At 62.0% G+C, this 18,618-nt stretch carries 15 protein-coding genes and 1 tRNA gene; 8 read left to right on the forward strand and 8 right to left on the reverse strand.

What is annotated here, in order from left to right; all coding sequences use genetic code 11:
• The first annotated feature begins 14 nt into the window (after positions 1-14).
• The 4 genes from GEU01_RS03860 (at position 15) to GEU01_RS03870 (ending at position 2,094) form a co-directional block, all read left to right on the forward strand.
• Entirely contained in the window at positions 15-644 is a 630-nt protein-coding gene (locus GEU01_RS03860) for a Maf family protein (protein WP_026018479.1), read from the forward strand.
• On the forward strand, positions 629-1,759 hold the full coding sequence (locus GEU01_RS03865) for a ribonuclease E/G (RefSeq protein ID WP_019085016.1): 1,131 nt from the start codon (positions 629-631) through the stop codon (positions 1,757-1,759). The genes GEU01_RS03860 and GEU01_RS03865 overlap by 16 nt, the downstream gene beginning before the upstream one ends.
• Positions 1,752-1,958 (forward strand): DNA gyrase inhibitor YacG, encoded by a 207-nt coding sequence (locus GEU01_RS24135; RefSeq protein WP_010508109.1) that lies wholly within the window; start codon positions 1,752-1,754, stop codon positions 1,956-1,958. Before GEU01_RS03865 ends, GEU01_RS24135 begins: the two co-directional genes overlap by 8 nt.
• A 60-nt stretch (positions 1,959-2,018) precedes the next feature.
• A tRNA-Phe gene (locus GEU01_RS03870) sits at positions 2,019-2,094 on the forward strand.
• A gap of 253 nt (positions 2,095-2,347) precedes the next feature.
• Here the strand turns inward: GEU01_RS03870 and GEU01_RS03880 are convergent.
• The 6 genes from GEU01_RS03880 to GEU01_RS03905 all read right to left on the reverse strand — a co-directional run bounded on the left by GEU01_RS03880 (position 2,348) and on the right by GEU01_RS03905 (position 11,974).
• Positions 2,348-3,688: a dihydroorotase gene (locus tag GEU01_RS03880; protein ID WP_019085018.1), complete on the reverse strand. Its 1,341-nt coding sequence runs from the start codon at positions 3,686-3,688 to the stop codon at positions 2,348-2,350.
• 196 nt (positions 3,689-3,884) lie between these two features.
• Complete coding sequence (locus GEU01_RS03885) at positions 3,885-6,107, reverse strand: sensor domain-containing protein (protein ID WP_019085019.1); 2,223 nt, start codon at positions 6,105-6,107, stop codon at positions 3,885-3,887.
• Positions 6,108-6,181: 74 nt separating this feature from the next.
• Positions 6,182-8,440 (reverse strand): EAL domain-containing protein, encoded by a 2,259-nt coding sequence (locus tag GEU01_RS03890; RefSeq protein WP_232272395.1) that lies wholly within the window; start codon positions 8,438-8,440, stop codon positions 6,182-6,184.
• Positions 8,441-8,528: 88 nt separating this feature from the next.
• Positions 8,529-10,478 (reverse strand): putative bifunctional diguanylate cyclase/phosphodiesterase, encoded by a 1,950-nt coding sequence (locus tag GEU01_RS03895; protein ID WP_019085021.1) that lies wholly within the window; start codon positions 10,476-10,478, stop codon positions 8,529-8,531.
• A gap of 508 nt (positions 10,479-10,986) precedes the next feature.
• Complete coding sequence (locus tag GEU01_RS03900) at positions 10,987-11,544, reverse strand: cytochrome b (protein ID WP_010508106.1); 558 nt, start codon at positions 11,542-11,544, stop codon at positions 10,987-10,989.
• Positions 11,545-11,605: 61 nt separating this feature from the next.
• A complete protein-coding gene (locus GEU01_RS03905) occupies positions 11,606-11,974 on the reverse strand; it encodes a hypothetical protein (protein ID WP_010508105.1) in 369 nt (122 codons plus the stop codon).
• 251 nt (positions 11,975-12,225) lie between these two features.
• Here GEU01_RS03905 and GEU01_RS03910 point away from each other — a divergent pair, with 251 nt between their 5' ends.
• Positions 12,226-12,747, forward strand: a complete 522-nt coding sequence (locus GEU01_RS03910) for a hypothetical protein (RefSeq protein WP_019085023.1) — start codon at positions 12,226-12,228, stop codon at positions 12,745-12,747.
• 48 nt (positions 12,748-12,795) lie between these two features.
• Here the strand turns inward: GEU01_RS03910 and GEU01_RS03915 are convergent, their stop codons facing one another.
• Both GEU01_RS03915 and GEU01_RS03920 read right to left on the reverse strand, forming a co-directional pair.
• Positions 12,796-13,800: a ferritin-like domain-containing protein gene (locus GEU01_RS03915; RefSeq protein ID WP_026018481.1), complete on the reverse strand. Its 1,005-nt coding sequence runs from the start codon at positions 13,798-13,800 to the stop codon at positions 12,796-12,798.
• 210 nt (positions 13,801-14,010) lie between these two features.
• Entirely contained in the window at positions 14,011-14,685 is a 675-nt protein-coding gene (locus GEU01_RS03920; protein WP_010508101.1) for an ATP-dependent Clp protease proteolytic subunit, read from the reverse strand.
• 210 nt (positions 14,686-14,895) lie between these two features.
• On the opposite strand from GEU01_RS03920, the gene GEU01_RS03925 reads away from it, so the two are divergent.
• From GEU01_RS03925 to GEU01_RS03935, 3 genes are all read left to right on the forward strand, one after another.
• Positions 14,896-15,900 carry an OmpA family protein gene (locus tag GEU01_RS03925; RefSeq protein ID WP_019085024.1) on the forward strand — a complete coding sequence of 335 codons (1,005 nt, stop codon included), beginning with the start codon at positions 14,896-14,898 and terminating at the stop codon, positions 15,898-15,900.
• Positions 15,901-15,984: 84 nt separating this feature from the next.
• The gene (locus GEU01_RS03930) at positions 15,985-17,226 is read left to right on the forward strand and encodes an LL-diaminopimelate aminotransferase (RefSeq protein ID WP_010508099.1); all 1,242 of its coding nucleotides are present in this window, start codon (positions 15,985-15,987) and stop codon (positions 17,224-17,226) included.
• A gap of 27 nt (positions 17,227-17,253) precedes the next feature.
• On the forward strand, positions 17,254-18,591 hold the full coding sequence (locus tag GEU01_RS03935) for a homoserine dehydrogenase (protein WP_019085025.1): 1,338 nt from the start codon (positions 17,254-17,256) through the stop codon (positions 18,589-18,591).
• Positions 18,592-18,618 lie beyond the last annotated feature (27 nt).

The following is an 18,618-nucleotide window of genomic DNA, read 5'->3' on the forward strand; positions in this document are numbered from 1 at the left end:
CGCCCTTGTCGGTCATGACCGCAGACGCCGCTCCATCCGGGGCGGATAAGGGGGTGCAGCTTGTCCTTGCCTCGGCTTCTCCCCGCAGGCTTGCGCTCCTGCGCCAGATCGGGCTGGTTCCCGATCAGGTGCATCCAGCCGATATTGATGAAACGCCCCGGCGTGACGAACTGCCGCGCCCCCATGCCCAGCGTCTGGCGACGGAAAAGGCCGAACACGTAGCGGACGCGCTGGACATTCCGGCACTGATCATCGCGGCCGATACGGTCGTGGCCCTTGGCCGGCGTATCCTGCCCAAGGCGGAAGATGCGGATACCGCGCGCGCCTGCCTGAACCTGCTGTCGGGACGGCGTCATACCGTGTTTACCGCCGTTGCCATCCGGCCTACCTCCACATGGTCCGGTGGGCGTGCGTGCAACAGGCTGGTTGCCAGCACGGTCACGTTTTCCCGCCTGACAGCGGCACAGATTGATGCGCTGATTGACGCAGGCGACTGGAATGGCAAGGCCGGGGGGTATGCCATACAGGGCCATGCGGCGGCATTCGTCCGCTTCATGTCGGGCAGTTACACCGGCATTGTCGGCCTGCCACTGTTTGAAACCGCGCAGATGCTGCGCGGGCAGAAGGGATGCTGGCTCCGGTGAGCATGCGCATCTGCGCCAGCAGCAGCCCCGGAGAGGTCCGCATCGCCGTAATGGACAATGGCGTCATGCAGGATTTCGCCGTGTGGCGGCCTGACATGGCGGATGGCGTGGGCGATATCTATCGCGCGCGCGTCAGTGCCCATGTCCCGGCACTCGGCGGCACGTTCATTACCCTGCCGGGACTCGAACAGGCTGGTTTCCTGCCGGATTCGGAAGGACTGGGTCCGCTGACACAGGGACAGACCGTCCTTGTGACCGTCACCCGCAGCGCGCAGGGGGGCAAGGGCGTGCGGCTGGGCGCGCGCAACCTGCCATCCGACCTGCCCGGCGGGTCGGACCCCAGTCTGCTGCGCCGTGGCCCTACGCCGCTGGAACGGCTGGCGCGGTATTATCCGCTGGCGCCCATTGTTATTGATGACGCCGCCATTGCAGTACTGCTGCCCGCTACCTTCCATTCACGCCTGACACGCGTCAACTGTGCGTTCGACAGCGACCTGCGTGCACAGGCCGATGCGCTGGAAGATCCCGTCGTGTCCCTGCCCGGCGGCATGTCAGCCAGCATCACGCCCACGCCCGCGCTGGTGGCGATCGACATGGATGGCGGGGCCACCAGCATGGATCGCCGCCCCAAGCAGACGGCGCAGTTTGCCGCCAACCGCGATGCCCTGCCTGACCTGTTGCGCCAGTTACGGCTGCGCAACCTGTCCGGGGCGATCATTGTTGATGTTGCCGGACTTGCCATACGCAAGCGTCGTGCCCTGTCGGAAACGGTCGAGGCGTTACTGAAGAACGACCCGCTGCGTCCACGCTTCCTGGGCTTTACAGCGCTGGGGCTGGCGGAAATTGTCCGTCCGCGTGTGCATCCACCGCTGCATGAACTGTTCCAGTCGCGCGAAGGCCGTCTGCTGCGTGCGCTGCGCGGGCAGATGCAGGCCTATCGTGGCATGCCGCCTGATGGTCGGCCTGTCATGCTGGGGTGCGGTTATGGCATCATGGCGCTGTTGCAGGACCATCCGGGCTGGATGGAGGATTTCATGCGCCTGACGGGCCGCGTGCTTCAGCCTGTCATGGATCAGGGCCTGCCTGCCAATGGCTGGAGATTCGATCATGGCTGAACCATCCACCCTTCCCCCCTGCCCCATCTGCGGCCAGCCGGCACAGCCGCAATACCGGCCATTCTGTTCACGCCGCTGCGCGGATGTTGACCTGGGCCGCTGGTTTTCCGGCCAGTACCGCGTGCCGTCGGCAGAGATTCCATCTGCAGAGGATGAAAAATACACAAGACGGGTTGATCCCGATGATGAGGTAGGTTAAACGCTTGTCCAACGTCACGGCGGTCCTGACTGCCTGACATAGCCGGACAGACGGCCCGGTGCCCAAGTAGCTCAGTTGGTAGAGCATGCGACTGAAAATCGCAGTGTCGGTGGTTCGATCCCGCCCTTGGGCACCATTTGATTTCCTGAAAAAACAGTCAGTCATGTAATTCAAGCCATCGGGTTTGGCTGATTTGGCGTGTCATCAGCCCTGCAGGCAGGGCATGTTTCCGCTCAAAGCGCACTTCAAGAAGTCCGACCGGTCAAATCCCACGGATCATGAAGACGTTCTTGATGAAGCTTTTTTCAAAAAGTTTCAGAAGAATGCCGCCTTTTCTGAAAAAAGGCGGCATCCAGAAACTTTTACTGTTTTTCTGTCTGTAGCCTCTTTCAGGCGGATTGCGGGCGGTCCGTGGCCTCGAACAGCAGCGGCGCGCCCTGGGCCGTGGGGGCAAGCTGGCCTTCCCACATGGCGACATTACCACGAATGATCGTACCGACAGGACGCCCCGTCAGTTCGCGACCGACAAACGGCGACCAACCACATTTGGAGGCCAGCCATTCCTGCTGCACCGTCCAGCGCGCGGCCAGGTCAACCACCGAGAAGTCGGCATCATACCCCACGGCAATGCGCCCCTTGCGCACCAGCCCGAACAGGCGCTGCGGCCCGGCCGATGTCATATCCACCACCCGGCGCAGCGACAGGCGGCCATGCGCCACATGGTCCAGCATGAGCGGCAGCAGCGTCTGCACGCCGGGCATGCCAGAAGGGGTTTCCGGATAGCTGCGCTGCTTGGCTTCCAGCGTATGGGGGGCGTGGTCGGAACCAATGATGTCGGGCACGCCCTGCCCCATCCAGTACCACAGGCCATCACGCCATTTGCGGCCACGGATGGGCGGGTTCATCTGCGCCAGCGTTCCCAGTTCGGCATAGGCTTCCTCACCCGCCAGCGTCAGGTGCTGGGGCGTGACCTCGCAACTGGCGATATCCTTGTGACCGGACAGGAATTCCAGTTCCGCGGGCGTCGTGATGTGCAGCACATGGATGCGACGCCCCGTACTCCGCGCCAGGCGCACGATGCGCCGTGTCGCGCGCAGGGCCGTTTCCTCATCACGCCAGACAGGGTGACTGGACGGATCACCGGCCTTGCGTTCGGACAGGCGTTCATGCAGGCGCGCCTCGTCTTCGGCATGGATGGCGACACGGCGGCGGCCCGAACGCAACACCCGTTCCAGCACCGCGTCATCGGACACCAGCAGGCTGCCTGTGGAAGACCCCATGAAAATCTTGATCCCCGCCGTGCCAGGCAGCATTTCCAGTTCACCGCACCGGTCGGCATTGTCCGTGGTGGCGCCCACATAGAAGGCATGGTCGCACCACATGCGCCCGCGCGCGCGTTCCAGCTTGTCCAGAACGGCTTCGGGCCGGTCGGTGGCGGGCTTGGTATTGGGCATTTCGAACACGGCGGTCACGCCACCCATTACGGCAGCCATGCTGCCGGTCGCCAAGTCCTCCGCCCCGGTCAGGCCCGGTTCACGGAAATGGACCTGCGTGTCGATCACGCCGGGCAGGATCGTCAGGCCGGTACAGTCAATGACGCGACCGGCATCCCCCTGTCCCCCGATGCGGGCAATCCGCCCGTCACGCACGTACACATCGGTCACGACGGTGGCATCTGGCAGGACAACGCTGCCATTTTTCAGACAAAGATCAAAAACGGGTAAGGTCATGGGACTATCCTGTGGCCATTGCCCGCAGGTCGGCAGCGCGGGCGGGAAATACGCGCCGGGCCACGCCTGTGCCCGCCACGTCCTGACCCGATGTATGGCACGCGCCCGGTAGCATGCAAACCATCCCCATAACGAAACACCCCGGCCCTTGCAGGCCGGGGTGTCACAGTCACACTGATGATATGACGGGAGGGCGTCAGTTGGCGGAAGAGGCGGCGCGTTCTTCCTCCGCCTGCTTCAGGACGGCCTGCAGGCCACCATCCCTGATCCATTCCTCCAGCTTCTGTGGTGCCATGGGGCGGGCGAACAGGTAGCCCTGCACCACATCACAGCCAAGCCGGCACAGCAGGTCAAGCTGGCGCACGGTCTCGACCCCTTCGGTCACCACCGTCATGCCCAGCCGTCCGCCAATTCCGATCACCGCCGTGGTCACGGCCTGTGCATTGGCATCGTGTTCCAGATTCATGATGAAACTGCGGTCGATCTTGATTTCCGTCAGCGGCAGGCGCGTCAGCCGCGACAGGGACGAATACCCCGTGCCGAAATCATCCATCGACAGGGCGACGCCAAGGTTACGGATGGCCTGCAGGACCATGTTCGTATCCTCGTTTTCCGTCATCATGACGCTTTCGGTAATTTCGACCGTCAGGCGATGCGGCTCCAGCTTGCTGTCACTCAGCAAGCGGGCGATGAAACCGGGCAGGTTGCGGTTACGGAAATGCCCCGCCGACAGGTTGACCGCCACCGTCGGCACGTAAATGCCGTGCGCATCCCATTCCAGGATCTGCTGCACCGCGCGTTCCAGCGACCATGTGCCAATGGCTTCGATCTGTCCGGTTTCCTCGGCCACGGCAATGAAGCGCGAGGGGTAGATGTTGCCCAGTGTCGGATGGTTCCACCGCGACAGCGCTTCCACGCCGTACAGCGTGTTGTTCCGTACATCGATCTGGGGCTGGTAATGCAGGTTGAGCAGGCCCTGCGCCAGTGATTCACGCAGCGCCGAACCCAGAAGCAGCCGGTCCTGCGCCGCCTTGTTGTCTTCCGAACGCGCAAGGTGGGTCATGCCCAGGCCCGAACGCTTGGCATGGCGCATCGCCTGTTCGGCATAGCTGAGCAGGGATTCCCCATCCGGCCCGTTTTCGGGGAACAGGCTGATACCGATACCCAGGGTCGGCACGATCATGTTGCCGCCGATCTCGATCGGCTGCTTGACGCATTCATGCAGCCTGTCGGCAAATTTCAGCGCGTCTTCCTGGCTCGTATTCGGCACGATGATCAGGAATTCGTTCGAACCGGAACGGCTGAGAATGTAATTGCTGCGTGAAATGCCCTTCAGCCGTTCGGAAACGGACTTCAGGAACCCATCGCCATTGATATGGCCCAGCGCATCATTGATATCGCGGAAGCGGTCGATATCGATCATGTACAATGCGAAGTGGTTGTCACCCGGCTGGCCAATCATGGACCGGATCACCTTATGCACCGCCGTACGGTTCAGGAAACCGGTCAGCGGGTCATAGTTCGACAACTGCGAGATATGCCGGCGCGCCTCATGCTGTTCGATCAGCACACCACAGAACGGCACGCAACTGCTGACGATATGGGATGGCCATTCGCTGCGATTACGCTCGGAACGCGAATACAGCGCGAAAATGCCTATGATCCGCCCGTTGCGGGTACGGATGGCCGATGCCCAGCAATGGTGCAGCCCAAGCGAAATCCCGACGGAACGGTAGCTGTCCCATACAATGGTGGTCGCCTCACCCAGATCGTTGGCCAGGGCTGCGATATCCGCATCCGTCAGGCGCATTTCCTCCAGGGCTGCGGCAAGCCGGCGCGGCATGCCGGGACCGGACAGGATGCGCAGGCGGTTCTGCTCATCAAGCTGGATCAGCACGGCGACGGTGTTGGGAACCAGCACCTCCACCTCGCGGCAGACCATGTCGGCCACGTCCTGGATCTGGATCTCGCTGGAAAGGGAGCGGAAAACCGTGTTTTGCAGTTCCATCACCCGGCTGCGATGGCCCGCGCCGGTAATGCCATGCACCATCATCAGGCGATAGGTGCGCCCACCCTTCCCCAGCCGTGCCGCCGTCCGGCTTACCTCGGCGGAAATGTAATTCCCGCTGCGGTTTTCAAACGTGACCTCGCCCGCGACCGGTTCCAGCGCCGGTGTCTCCTCGGCGAACGACAGGCTGCCGTCGTTTCCGACCGATGCGGCCAGAAGTTCGCCCACAGGCCTGCCCACCAGCGTGCCGGGATCATATCCCCACAGCGTCTCCGCCGCCGGGTTGGCATACAGGATCATGTTCTGGTCATCGATTATGACCATCCCGTCACGGGCCTGATTCAGCAGTTCAAAGCTGATGTCCGGAATGGTCTCGACAGCTGGGGACGGCTTGGGGTTCTCGGTTTTCATGGTAATCCAAAATTATAAATGCCTGTTTCCAGGCAGGCACCAGGACGGATGGGCGGTCATGGACTGCCCGGGACCTATTTTTTCTGTTCGCCCTCATGCAGGACTTCACACGCCATGCCGGACACACGCGCCATGTCGGGCCCTTCCGCCCATTTCAGCAGGTCTTCGGGCGCCATGGGACGGGCGAACAGGTAACCCTGCACGACATCACAGTTCAGCCCCCGCAGCAGCTTGAGCTGCGCTTCCGTCTCGACCCCTTCGGTCACGACGGTCATGTTCAGGCGATTGCCGATCCCGATCACCGCCGTGGTCACGGCCTGTGCATTGGGATCGTGTTCAAGGTTCATGATGAAGCTGCGGTCGATCTTGATTTCCGTCAGCGGCAGGCGCGTCAGCCTCGAGAGCGACGAATAGCCCGTGCCGAAATCATCCATCGACAGCCCGACGCCAAGGTTACGGATGGCGGCCAGTCCCTCCATCGTGTCCTCGTTTTCATCCATCATGACGCTTTCCGTGATTTCGACACACAGACGCTCAGGCGAGAGCTTGCGTTCCTTGAGAATACGCTCGATCAGCGCGGGCAGGCCCCGGTTGCGGAAATGTGCCGCCGACAGGTTGACCGAAACCGTGGGGACATGCAGCCCCTGACGTTCCCAGTCGATGATCTGGCGCGTCGCCTCTTCCAGCGACCATGTGCCGATCGTCTCGATCTGCCCGGTATCTTCCGCCACCGCGATGAAGCGGGAGGGATAGATATTGCCCAGAGTCGGATGCTTCCACCGCGACAGGGCCTCAACGCCATACAGCTTGCCCGTCTTGATATCGACCTGCGGCTGGTAATGCAGGTTGAGCATGCCCTTGGCCAGCGATTCACGCAGCGCCGAACCCAGCAGCAGCCGGTCCTGTGCCGCGCGGTTATCCGCCGTGCTGGAAACGCAGAAGCCGCCGCGCGCTTCCTTCTTGCACCGGCGCATGGCGATTTCGGCATGACCCAGCAGGGATTCACCATCCGGCCCGTTTTCAGGAAAGACACTGATCCCGATGCCAAGCGACACGACCAGCAGGTTGCCCGCGATCTCGATGGGTTCCTGCATGGCCTTGATCAGGCCTTCGGCAAAGGCCGATGCCTTTTCCTCGTCACTGTCGGGCATGACGATGACGAACTCATCCCCGCCCGAACGGCTGAGGATGTAGTTGCTGCGTGACATGCCCTTCAGCCGTTCGGCAATCGCCTTGAGGAAGGAATCGCCATTCTGGTGGCCAAGGGTGTCATTGATGTCGCGGAAGCGGTCCACGTCGATCATGAAGACCGCGAACTGGTTGTCACCCGGCCGGTCGATCATCGACTTGATGACCTTGTGAATGGCGGTCCGGTTCAGGAACCCGGTCAGGGAATCATGGTTGGCAAGCTGCGAGATATGCTGCTGGGCCTCATAATTCTCGATCACGACGCTACAGAATGGCACGCAGCCGGTGACGATCTTCTGCGGCCAGTCGCTCAGCTTGTACTGGTTGCGCGAATACAGCGCGAAAATACCCGAAATCCGCCCGTTGCGCGACTTGATGGCCGAAGCCCAGCAGTTATGCAGCCCCAGCGAGATCCCCAGCGAGCGATAGCTGTCCCATACGATGCTGTTGGCTTCGGACAGGTCGTTGCCCAGGGCGGCAAGGTCCCCTTCGGTCAGGACCATGTTTTCAAGGGCCGCGGCATAACGACGCGGCAGGCCGGGACCGGACAGGATGCTCAGGCGGTTGTTTTCATCCAGCAGGATGATGGCGGACACCGTGTTGGGGACGAAGCTTTCCACTTCACGGCAGACGAGGTCGGCCACGTCCTCCACCTGCATGTCGTTGGAAATGGCCTGGAACACCGTATTCTGCAGGTCCAGCAGCTTGCGGCGGTGACTTTCCTCCGTAACACCCTTCATGAAAGCCATGTAGTAGCGCTTCTTTTCCGGGCCCAGCAGCGCGGTCGAGATCGACATCTCGCCCGAAATGTAGTCCCCGGCCTTGTTCTCGAACGTGACTTCGCGCGAGGTGCCGACAATGCGGTTCACGCCCGTCTTGCGGTTCTTGTAGATATAGCTGTCATGATCGGCGCGATAGACCGAAGGGACGAGGCAGCTGACATTGCGGCCGATCACTTCTTCCTCGGTAAAACCCCACAGCTTTTCCGCCGCCGGGTTGAAGAACACGACCTCGTTACGCTCATTGATGATCACGACGCCGTCCGTTGCCTGCTCCAGTAGCTGGAGACTGACATCCGCTGTCATGTCCAGCTTGGTGGTAGGCTTGTGGTCATCGGTCATGGCAGGCGCTTCGTGGGGGTTCATTACTTTCTCACACTGTTTCATTGAGGATATTGTGGCGGATATCACGCTGCGGGATTGAAGGACGGGGCGCACGCCGCACGCATGGGCGTCACGGCAAACGTCTGTGGCATGGTGGGGGCGCCGGGGCGTGTGCCGCCATGGGGACATGGGCGGGACGGCCAAGCAGGTAGCCCTGCCCTTCGTCACATCCCTCGGATGAAAGCAGCGCAAGCTGGCCCGGCGTCTCGATCCCCTGTGCCAGGACCGAGACACGCAGCGCATGGCCCATGATCATGACGGAGCGAACCAGTTCGGTCATGACCGGATCCGTACCCACCTGCTGCATGAGGGTGCGGTCGATCTTGATCTTGTCAAAGGGGAATTCGCGCAGCATGGACAGGACCGATTTCGGGCCACCGAACTCATCCAGCGCAAGCCTGACCCCAAGCGCATGCACCTTGCGGGCCATGGCCAGCGCACGCGGGCGGTCACGCTGTATCGTGGCCTCGGTAATCTCGATGACAAGGCGGTCCGCAGGCAGGCCACTGCGCGCCAGGGCAGCCTGCACCGTATCGGCAAAGCGCGGCAGCAGGAACTGCGACGCGGACATGTTGACCGCGACACGGATATTCCCGTCCCAGCCCGCCGCAACCTGGCATGCCTGGTCCAGCACCCATTCACCCAGTTCGATGATCAGGCCGTTTTCATAGGCAAGGTCGAGGATTTCCGCGGGGGGCACGCTGCCACGCACCGGATGTTCCCACCGCAGCAGGGCTTCATATCCCGAAACCGCGCCAGTCGCGACGACAGTCTGCACCTGGAAAAACAGCGAAAGCTGGTTGCTGGCCATGGCGGCGCGCAGGTCATCACCCATCGCGCGGCGTTCGCGCACGTTCTGGTCCAGCGAACTTTCATAATACCAGATCGTATGCTGCAGGTCGGTCTTGGCGCGATACATGGCAAGGTCGGCGCATGAAATCAGGGTTTCACTGTCGGTCGCGTCAACGGGATAGACCGCAACCCCGATGCTGCCGCCACTGGTGACCATGTAATCATCAATGGGAATGGGCCGGTTCAGCGCCTGCTGGATACGGTTTACGAAATCATGCAGTTCCGCCTGATCCGACGTGCGGTGGATGGCGATGAATTCGTCCCCCCCCAGACGGGCCACGAATTCACCCGGTCCCAGCAGCGCGCTAAAACGTTCAGCCAGCGTGGTCAGCACGACATCACCTGCGGCATGGCCCCGCGTATCGTTGATTTCCTTGAATTTGTTCAGGTCGATGCCGATAACCGCGAACTGTTCGCCCTTCTGGTCGGCCATTGCGACTTCCTGGTTCAGGCGTTCATTGAAGCTTATGCGGTTGGGCAGGCCGGTCAACGCATCGGACATGGCCATGCGGTGCAGTTCGTCATACGATTCCTGCCGCACGCTGCCATCAATGACAAAACAGGCGATACCGGCGACGATCGTCAGCATCGAACCGGCAATGACCGCAAAGCCGATGGCCTGGAACTGTTCACTGTCATGCAGCGCCTGCATATGCGGGTGCATGTTGATATGCATGGCCGCCATGCCGGTAAAATGCAGCCCGGCCACCGCACCCACCATGGCCAGCGTCATTTCGATCTCATGCCGCAGGCTGGCCGGGCGCAACGCCAGGCACAGGGCCGCGGCGGACAGGCTGATACCGATCAGGACGGATACGATCGCCAGCGGCATGTTCCAGGCCACGGGCGCATCAATCTGGTACGCCGCCATGCCGATGTAATGCATGCTGGCGATACCAAGACCGAGTATGATCCCCCCCAGCATGCAACCACCGCGTCCGTACAGCCTGACCGCCGCCATGACCGCAAAGGGCATGGCCACGAACATGGCCAGCAGGGACAGGAAGGTGAGCAGAGGGTCGAGATGCACGTCGGCACCGGCATGATAGGCCAGCATGGCCGCGAAATGCGTGCACCAGACAAAACTGGCGCCCGCCATGGCGGTCAGGAAACACCAGCCAACACGCTGCCTGCCACGCGTTTCGGACACACGGGCGACCAGCCGCATGGTAATCCACGCACCCAGTACACAAACGATCAATGCACCAGATAGCAGAAAGGGATTATAAACCCTAAGTTCATAGACATGGTTGTTCATTGATTCCATTTTTGAACGATCAATACCATCCAGCCATCATCAGATTTCGGGTAAAATCCGTCACCACATTGGGTAATACGAAAAACCAGGCAGTATCAAACGCCTACAACAGGGGCATTTAACAAAGTATGAGATATTTATTTTATGTATTTATTATGATTAACCGGATGTTAGTAAAGATCCACAGAAAATGCAACAACAAATATCCTGCGGAAATCCTGTATCCGTCCGTGTGGGGTTCTACACCATGCGCGATAGAACACTACACCAATATTCATGAGGAAATAGCAGACAAACAGCAGATAAACATACGATAATAGGTTTAAATTCCTAAATTATACCTATCCTGAACGCTGTTTCAGTTTGTTACTGCCATAACTGCCAACGACAGCACCCCGTCAGATCCCGCATGCCACCATCAGGGCAGCATGCGTTGAAAAACCTGATCCCGGATACCCAGCAGATGATAAAAGCCCGCACCGGCATGAAAGCACGCCAGGCAGAACAGTAACCATGCATTCCAATGATGTAATGATGAAAAAAACGAATGTGTTCCGCCCATCAATGCCGGAAAGGGCGAATTGATCGGAACACCAAATGCGATCACGGGCCGCCCCGTTGTCCAGCGCGCCATGTAACCGAACACGATTTCCCCGCCCAGCAGCAGATAAAGCAGGCGGTGTATGCTGCGCGCGACACGGTCCTGAAATGTTACAACAGGGAAACGGATTGCCCGCCCCCCTGTAAACGCCCATGCCATGCGGGTGATGAACACAGCCGCCAGCAGCACGCCCAGTGACGTATGGGTCACCGCCAGAAACGCCCGCATGGGGGCGGTGCGGTCCATCAGGTGCCAGGCCACCTGTCCCACCACGAACTGCTCCACCACCAGTACGGCGGTAATCCAGTGCAGCCAGCGGGTTTCCCAGCTATACCGCCGGGGCATATGTGACGTGACGGATGAATATGCTGCCATACCGATCACCTAACCTGGCCTGGTAGCCACAGAAAAGACGTCAGGAGCCATGACGGGCGTATCAGTCAACGCCGGGAAGCATCGAACTGTCTTCCCCGCCGATATGCATGTTGGAATAGCTGCCATCGGTCATGCCGGGGGCTTCGCTGCTTGATGCTGTGCCGGGCATCATCATGGAACCTGTCATCTGGTCGGATTCCGCGCCATCATTGTGGAACTGCGGCACGCCACCGCCCGAACCGGTTTCCGGCGCGCTGTAGTCGCCCGTTATCCCGGCCGATGCATCATTCGCTTCCGATTCACCGGGTGTATAGCTGCCAGCGCTGTTGCCGCCGGAATGGCTGCGCGCGTGCGCGACACCGCCATGACCGGCCGCCACCATCACCCCCACCGTCAGGGCCGCCAGACCCTTCCTTATGTAACCCGACATCCGGCTTTTCCTCCTGTTATGCGTCACGCAATCGGTCTGCATGGCGTTCAAGCTGTTTAGATGGGGCATATGCCCCGCCGCGCCAATAGTATTGCGCATACGGCCTGATCGGGACATTTCTGCCACGCATATGACGCGCGTGTGCCATGCATCCTAAAACACGTGAACGGGCGTATGGTTGTCATGAAACGTAACGCCATACACGACCCGCCCATGGCGTTACCGACACATTGCCTGCTGGAGAATGAGAGATGACCACGCTCGCCACCCTTCCCCTGACCCAGATGACCGTCGTGCCCGACCTGCTGGCGGCGCCGGTGGGCACCGTGATGCTTGCATCCGAAGTCTCACGCGATGACCAGAAGATCGTCATTCGCAGCCGCGTTGTCGCGAAGGGCGGGACAACGTCCGGCCTGATCATGATGACGGCGGCGGCCAAGGGCTATTTCGTGCCGGACGAAGCCTGCACCGCCTTCGTGCGCACGGCGCTGGATGTCACGGAAGTCATGCCACTGCTGCTGACAAAGATCGTCCCCGGCTTCCGCTACAAATACGACGCGGTCGTGCGGGGTGACGTGTGGCAGCTCAGGGATGAGGCCGGCGCGCAGTTCGCGGGCCTTGCAATCGGTTCCTCCGATGAGGAGGAAAGCAAGGTCTACGCCTATGCCCGGATCGAGGGTGGCCGGATTGGCGACATCGTCACCGCAACCCGCGTGGCCTATCTGGGCCAGCTTGATTTCGGCGCGGGGAATGTCGTCCCCACCCTGGGCTGACGATATGTCCCCACCCGCCCGGTTTGCGGGCGGGTGGGGACCGGTCGGTTACGCCGCGCCGGGCTGGCTTTCCAGACTGGCGGAATTGGGCGTGCGGGGCAGAAAGAAGCGGATGAAACGCGCAAGGTTGGGCGCAAGCTTCGGCCGCAGCAGACGCGGGTCATAGCCGGAGAAGCGGCGTTCGTTCTCGATCAGGCAGATGTCAATCATGTCGCGCAGCGGCACATCGACATTGGCGACATCCTTCGTGCCATTCACGGTGAAGTTGTTGTCCTGCTCGTGCCTGTTGCCTTCGGCGTCAAACGTCGTGACCATGCCCAGCCGTTCATACAGCAGGAACAGCCAGACCCCGATCACGCGCATCTCGAACCACGGGCGCTTCCACAGCGGCATGGTGGCGCGGTGCCACGCCAGCCAGTTGGCGAACAGCAGGATATGGCGGCATTCTTCCTGCATCACGGGTTCGAACGTGTCGATCAGCGCAGGCGGGAAGAAGGCGGATTTCTGTGCAATGGCAAACAGGCCAAATGCGAAGAAGCTGTCTACGCATTCCGAAAAACCCGTGACCAGATAGGCCCATTCCACGTCACGCGGTTCAATGTAGGGGGGCTCGGACGCCAGCGGAATGCCGTAGGCTTCCACCATCTTGGACAGGACTTCCTTGTGGCGGTTTTCCTCCCACGCGTTGCGTGACAGGGCGTCCTTCATGTCCGGGTCGTCAATCAGGCGGGCATAGGCTGCCATGCGCAGGCGGGCCTTGCCTTCGGTCTGGACGGCGATGTCCCAGATCGGCAGGGAGGTCACGCGTTCCAGCGTTTCCCGGTCCAGCTTTGGCCATTCGATGACCGACGGCTTGTAGGGATTGAAGGTATCGCGGAACATCTCCGCCACGGCCTGCTTGTGCTCCGCCGATCCGGGCGTGAGCGGTCCCGGCACCGGGCTGGACCAGTGGCGGGCATTGAAATCAGCCTTCGCCACGGCATCAGGGGTCGCGGCCCCCGGGTCACGGGCTTCGGGCAGAGTGGTGTAGATGTCGGAAAGTGATTTCGTCATGTCGGCTCGCTGCTCGGAACGGTGTCGCGTGGATACGCCGGCCGATGTGGCATTCATCCCAACAGCTGACACCCTGGTGGCTGCGGTCCATATCACACCAACCAGTAAGTGCAGAACTGTTATCTGGAATTTGCGGGGAATGCCGAAGCACCCACCGCACAACGCGACAACAGCATTATGGACCCGCCAAGCGGTCCGCCTTGCCTTAAATCAATGCAGGTCAGAGATTTTGTCGATCACGCGCGTCACCAGCCCGTAATCGATCGCTTCGGAGGCGGACATCCAGTAATTGCGGTCCGTGTCCTTGCACACCTTTTCATAAGGCTGCCCGGTTTCGCGCGCGAACAGGCGGTTCAGGCGTTCACGCATCTTGATGATCTCACGCGCCTCGATATCGATATCGGTCGCGGGACCACGCACGCCGCCCATGGGCTGGTGCAGCAGGAAACGCGTGTTGGGCAGGCAGTAGCGCCGTTCCCTGTTCCCCGCGGCAAAGATCAGCGCGCCGGCGGACGCGACCCAGCCGGTGCCGATCATGTTGATGGGCGCCACCGAATCGACAAAGCGGATCATGTCATGGATGGTGTCGCCACTTTCCACATGACCACCGGGGGAGTTGACGTAAACATCAATCGGCTTGTCCGACGCACCGGCCAGCGCCAGCAGGCGGCCGGTCACGTCACGGGCGATCTTGTCATTGATCGGACCGAACACCAGCACCTTGCGCTGGTCGAACAGGCGGCTTTCCAGTTCCCCGATGGGGGAGGACAGGGTGCGGTTCTTGTCGGGTTCCTCGGTTTCCGGGCCCTGGGGCTCGGGGATATCGGGATCCCTGGGATCTTCTTCATCCATGCGGATGCGGTGTTTCGGCTGCATGCCGTTCATCGGGTTCTCCCTATTCTCCGGGACTGTCCTGGTCATGCCCTTATCCTGCGCCGCCTTGCGTCCGGTGCCAAGTCCCGACCTGACAATCGGGCACAATGACCCGGCCGGTTACGGACCGGGTGCGCGATCCCCCTCGCTAAGATCGGCATTGCAGGCTAGTTTGCCCCGGTCATGTCGTGTGCAGGCCGAAAAAGGCCATGGGAGCTAAGATTGGGAAAGCTGGCACCATCGCCAAGTCCCGGAAGATTTTTTTTTCCGCCATCCAGACGCACCGCCGCCGCGCGGGCTGCCCTGCTGGCGCTGTTTGCCACGGGCGTGGCGGGCTGCGCGCACCATCAGGACACGGTCGATTCCGTGTCGGACTGGTACCATAACTACCAGGGCGGCGTGATCGGCCAGCAGCGTCCCCCGCCGCCCGGCACCCACCAGCCCTATCCCAAGGTCGGGCTGGGACCGGACAGGACGCCCGAACTCCCCTCGCCTGAACTGCGCGAAGACATCACCGCGGACCTCGAGGCGCAGCGCGAACTCAACCAGCGCCAGGACGCGATCATGGGCACTATGCCCACGGCCGCCGACATTCCCCCCATTCCGTCGCATCCGTCGGACAGTGGCGGGGGACAGTCCGCCTCCCTCGCGGCGGCGGATGACGGCGCGCAGGCGGGACGGCAGGCGACTGGCGGCGTCAGGGCGAAATCCGAACGCGGCATGTCCCACCAGGCCGAGCCCGTGCGGGATGCGCAGGGGCAACTGGTCATGCCGGAGGTAACGGAAGCGGTACCCGACACCCCCGAGGCGATCCCCGCCAACCTGCCCGCCATTGCCGATGGGCCGCCGGAACTGCCCTCGGTGGGGGGGATCAGCCTGCCTGACAATGCCGCGCGTGACGGCATGGACCTGCCGACCTATCACCTCGCGACACCGGATGACGGGGATCAGGTGCGCTTCCTGCCCGGATCGGACCAGATCGAGGATGGCGAGGAAGACGTGGTCGGCAACGTGGTAAAACAGCGTGGCAACCGCTTTGTGATCGTGAATGGCTATGGCAATGCTGCCACCGCCACGTCGGAAGGGCAGACCGCGGCCCTCAACCTTGCCCTGCTACGCACCCGCACCCTGACCAACATGCTGCGCGCCCGTGGCGTGCCAGCCAACCGCATCGTGGTACACGCCCATGCCTTTGGCAATGGTGCAAGAATTGCCATCGTGCGCTAGAGTGTGGCGCACACCCCCGACGGGTGACCTGCCATTTCCCCAACCCGGCGCACGGATTGCCGCGCGCCCGTAACAGAGCGTCCCATGACCGAAGAATTCCACCGTATCCGCCGTCTGCCGCCCTATGTCTTCGCTGAAGTCAACAAGGCCAAGGCCCAGGCCCGAGCGCGGGGGGAGGACATTATTGATCTGGGCATGGGCAATCCCGACACCCCCACCCCGCCCCATATCGTGCAGAAGCTGGTGGAAACGGTGGCCGACCCGCGCGCGCACCGTTATTCGGTCAGTCGCGGCATTCCGGGCCTGCGCCGGGCGCTGGCGGGATATTATGAACGCCGCTTCAACGTAAAGCTGGACCCCGAGACGGAAGTGATCGCGACCCTCGGGTCCAAGGAAGGGCTGGCCAACCTTGCCTCCGCCATCACCAGCCCGGGCGATACGATCCTGGTGCCCAACCCGTCCTATCCCATCCATCAGTTCGGCTTCATCATCGCCGGCGCGTCCGTGCGCTCCATTCCCGCGACGCCGGATGATGAAATGCTGGAGGCGCTGGACCGCGCGGTGCGCCATTCCGTGCCGAAGCCCACGGCGCTGATTGTCAATTTTCCGTCAAATCCCACCGCATATCTCGCTGACCTCGATTTCTACCGCAAGCTGGTGGCGTTCGCGCGCAAGCACGAAATCTGGATCCTGTCGGACCTGGCGTATGCGGAAATCTATTTTGGCGACAAGGTTCCCCCTTCCATCCTCGAGGTGCCGGGGGCGAAGGACATCGCCGTCGAGTTCACGTCCCTGTCCAAGACCTATTCCATGGCGGGCTGGCGCATGGGCTTCGCCGCGGGCAACCCGAAGCTGATCGCGGCCCTGACCCGCATCAAGTCCTATCTGGATTATGGCGCGTTCACCCCCATTCAGGTCGCGGCGGTCGCGGCACTCAGCGGTCCGCAGGACTGCGTGGCCGAAATCCGCGACATCTACCGCAAGCGCCGCGACGTGCTGATCCAGGGACTGCAGACGGCGGGATGGGACGTCCCTTCCCCCGAAGGGTCGATGTTCGCATGGGCGCCAATCCCCGGACGCTTCCGTGAACTGGGCAGCGTGGGCTTTTCCAAGCTGCTGCTGAAGGAAGCAGGTGTTGCGGTGGCCCCCGGCCTTGGCTTCGGGGAACATGGCGAGGGTTTCGTACGCATCGGACTGGTGGAAAACACCCAGCGCCTGCGTCAGGCCTGCCGCTCCATCCGCCATTTCATGACGGAACACGGCGGCACGGCCCCCACCACGCAGCAGGCCGCCCCGCTGCCTGACACACAGCCCGCCCATTCATGACTGCCCTTATCGGTTGACGGAAAACAGATGACTTCTTCCCCTTGCAGACCCGCCCCCAAACCGCCCCTGCGCATCGGCATTGCGGGGCTGGGTACGGTTGGTGCCGGCGTCGTAAAACTGCTGCGTGAAAACGCCGACCTGATCCATGCCCGCGCGGGCCGCGAACTGGTGGTGACCGCCGTAAGCGCGCGCGACCGCACGCGCGACCGTGGCGTGGACCTGAGCAATGTCGCCTGGTGTGACACGCCCGAGGAACTGGCCACCCACCCCGATGTGGACGTGGTGGCGGAACTGATTGGCGGGGCGGAAGGTCCGGCGCGCCTGACGGTGACGCGCGCGCTGGAAAACCGCCGCCCGGTGGTGACCGCCAACAAGGCGCTGATCGCCATTCACGGCGCCGAACTGGCCTGCACGGCGCAGGCGGCGGGCGTGCCGCTGATGTTTGAGGCGGCGGTGGCCGGTGGCATTCCCGCCATCAAGACCGTGCGTGAGGGGCTGGCGGCGGACCGGATCCTGAAGATCGGCGGCATCCTGAACGGCACATGCAACTACATCCTGACCGTCATGCATGAAACCGGGCGGGATTTTGCCGAAATCCTGGCCGATGCGCAGAAGCTGGGCTATGCCGAGGCCGATCCCTCGACTGACGTGGACGGCATTGATACCGCGCACAAGCTGGCAATCCTTGCCGGGCTGGCATTCGGACGGCCCGTGGTGTTTGCCTCCGTCTATATCGAGGGCATCCGCCGCATTGGCGCGCTGGACCTGCAGTTCGCGCGCAAGATGGGTTACCGCATCAAGCTGCTTGGCATCGCGCGCCAGCATGAAAATGGTATCGAGGCCCGGGTCCATCCCTGCCTTGTCCCGCAGGATGCACCCATTGCGCAGGTCAACGGCGTATTCAACGCCGTGGTGGTGGAAGGGGCCTTTGTCGGCCGCCTGATGCTAGAAGGCCGGGGTGCGGGCGAAGGGCCGACGGCCACTGCCGTATGCGCCGACCTGATCGATATCGCCCGTGGCTCCGCCATGCCGGTATGGGGCTGCGCCGCCGACAGCCTGATGCAGGCCGTGGCCCTGCCTGCCAAATCGTTCATGGGCGAGTACTACCTGCGCCTGAACGTGGAAGACCGCCCCGGCGTGATTGCCGACATCACGGCGGTGCTGCGCGACAACGGCGTATCGCTGCGCAGCATGCTCCAGCATGCCGACGCGCATGACGTCCGCCCCGATGGCACCCATGCCGTGCCACTGGTGCTGCTGACGCACAGGACCAACGAGGCAGCAATGCAGCATGCCCTGCACCATATTGCCGAACTGCCCGCCGTACTGGATGAGCCCGCGCTGATCCGTATCGAAGCGGCCTGAACACCGGGCGATGGATGGTCCAGGGCG

The sequence above is a fragment of the Komagataeibacter europaeus LMG 18890 genome (assembly GCF_000285295.1).
GTDB classification, from domain to species: Bacteria; Pseudomonadota; Alphaproteobacteria; order Acetobacterales; family Acetobacteraceae; genus Komagataeibacter; species Komagataeibacter europaeus.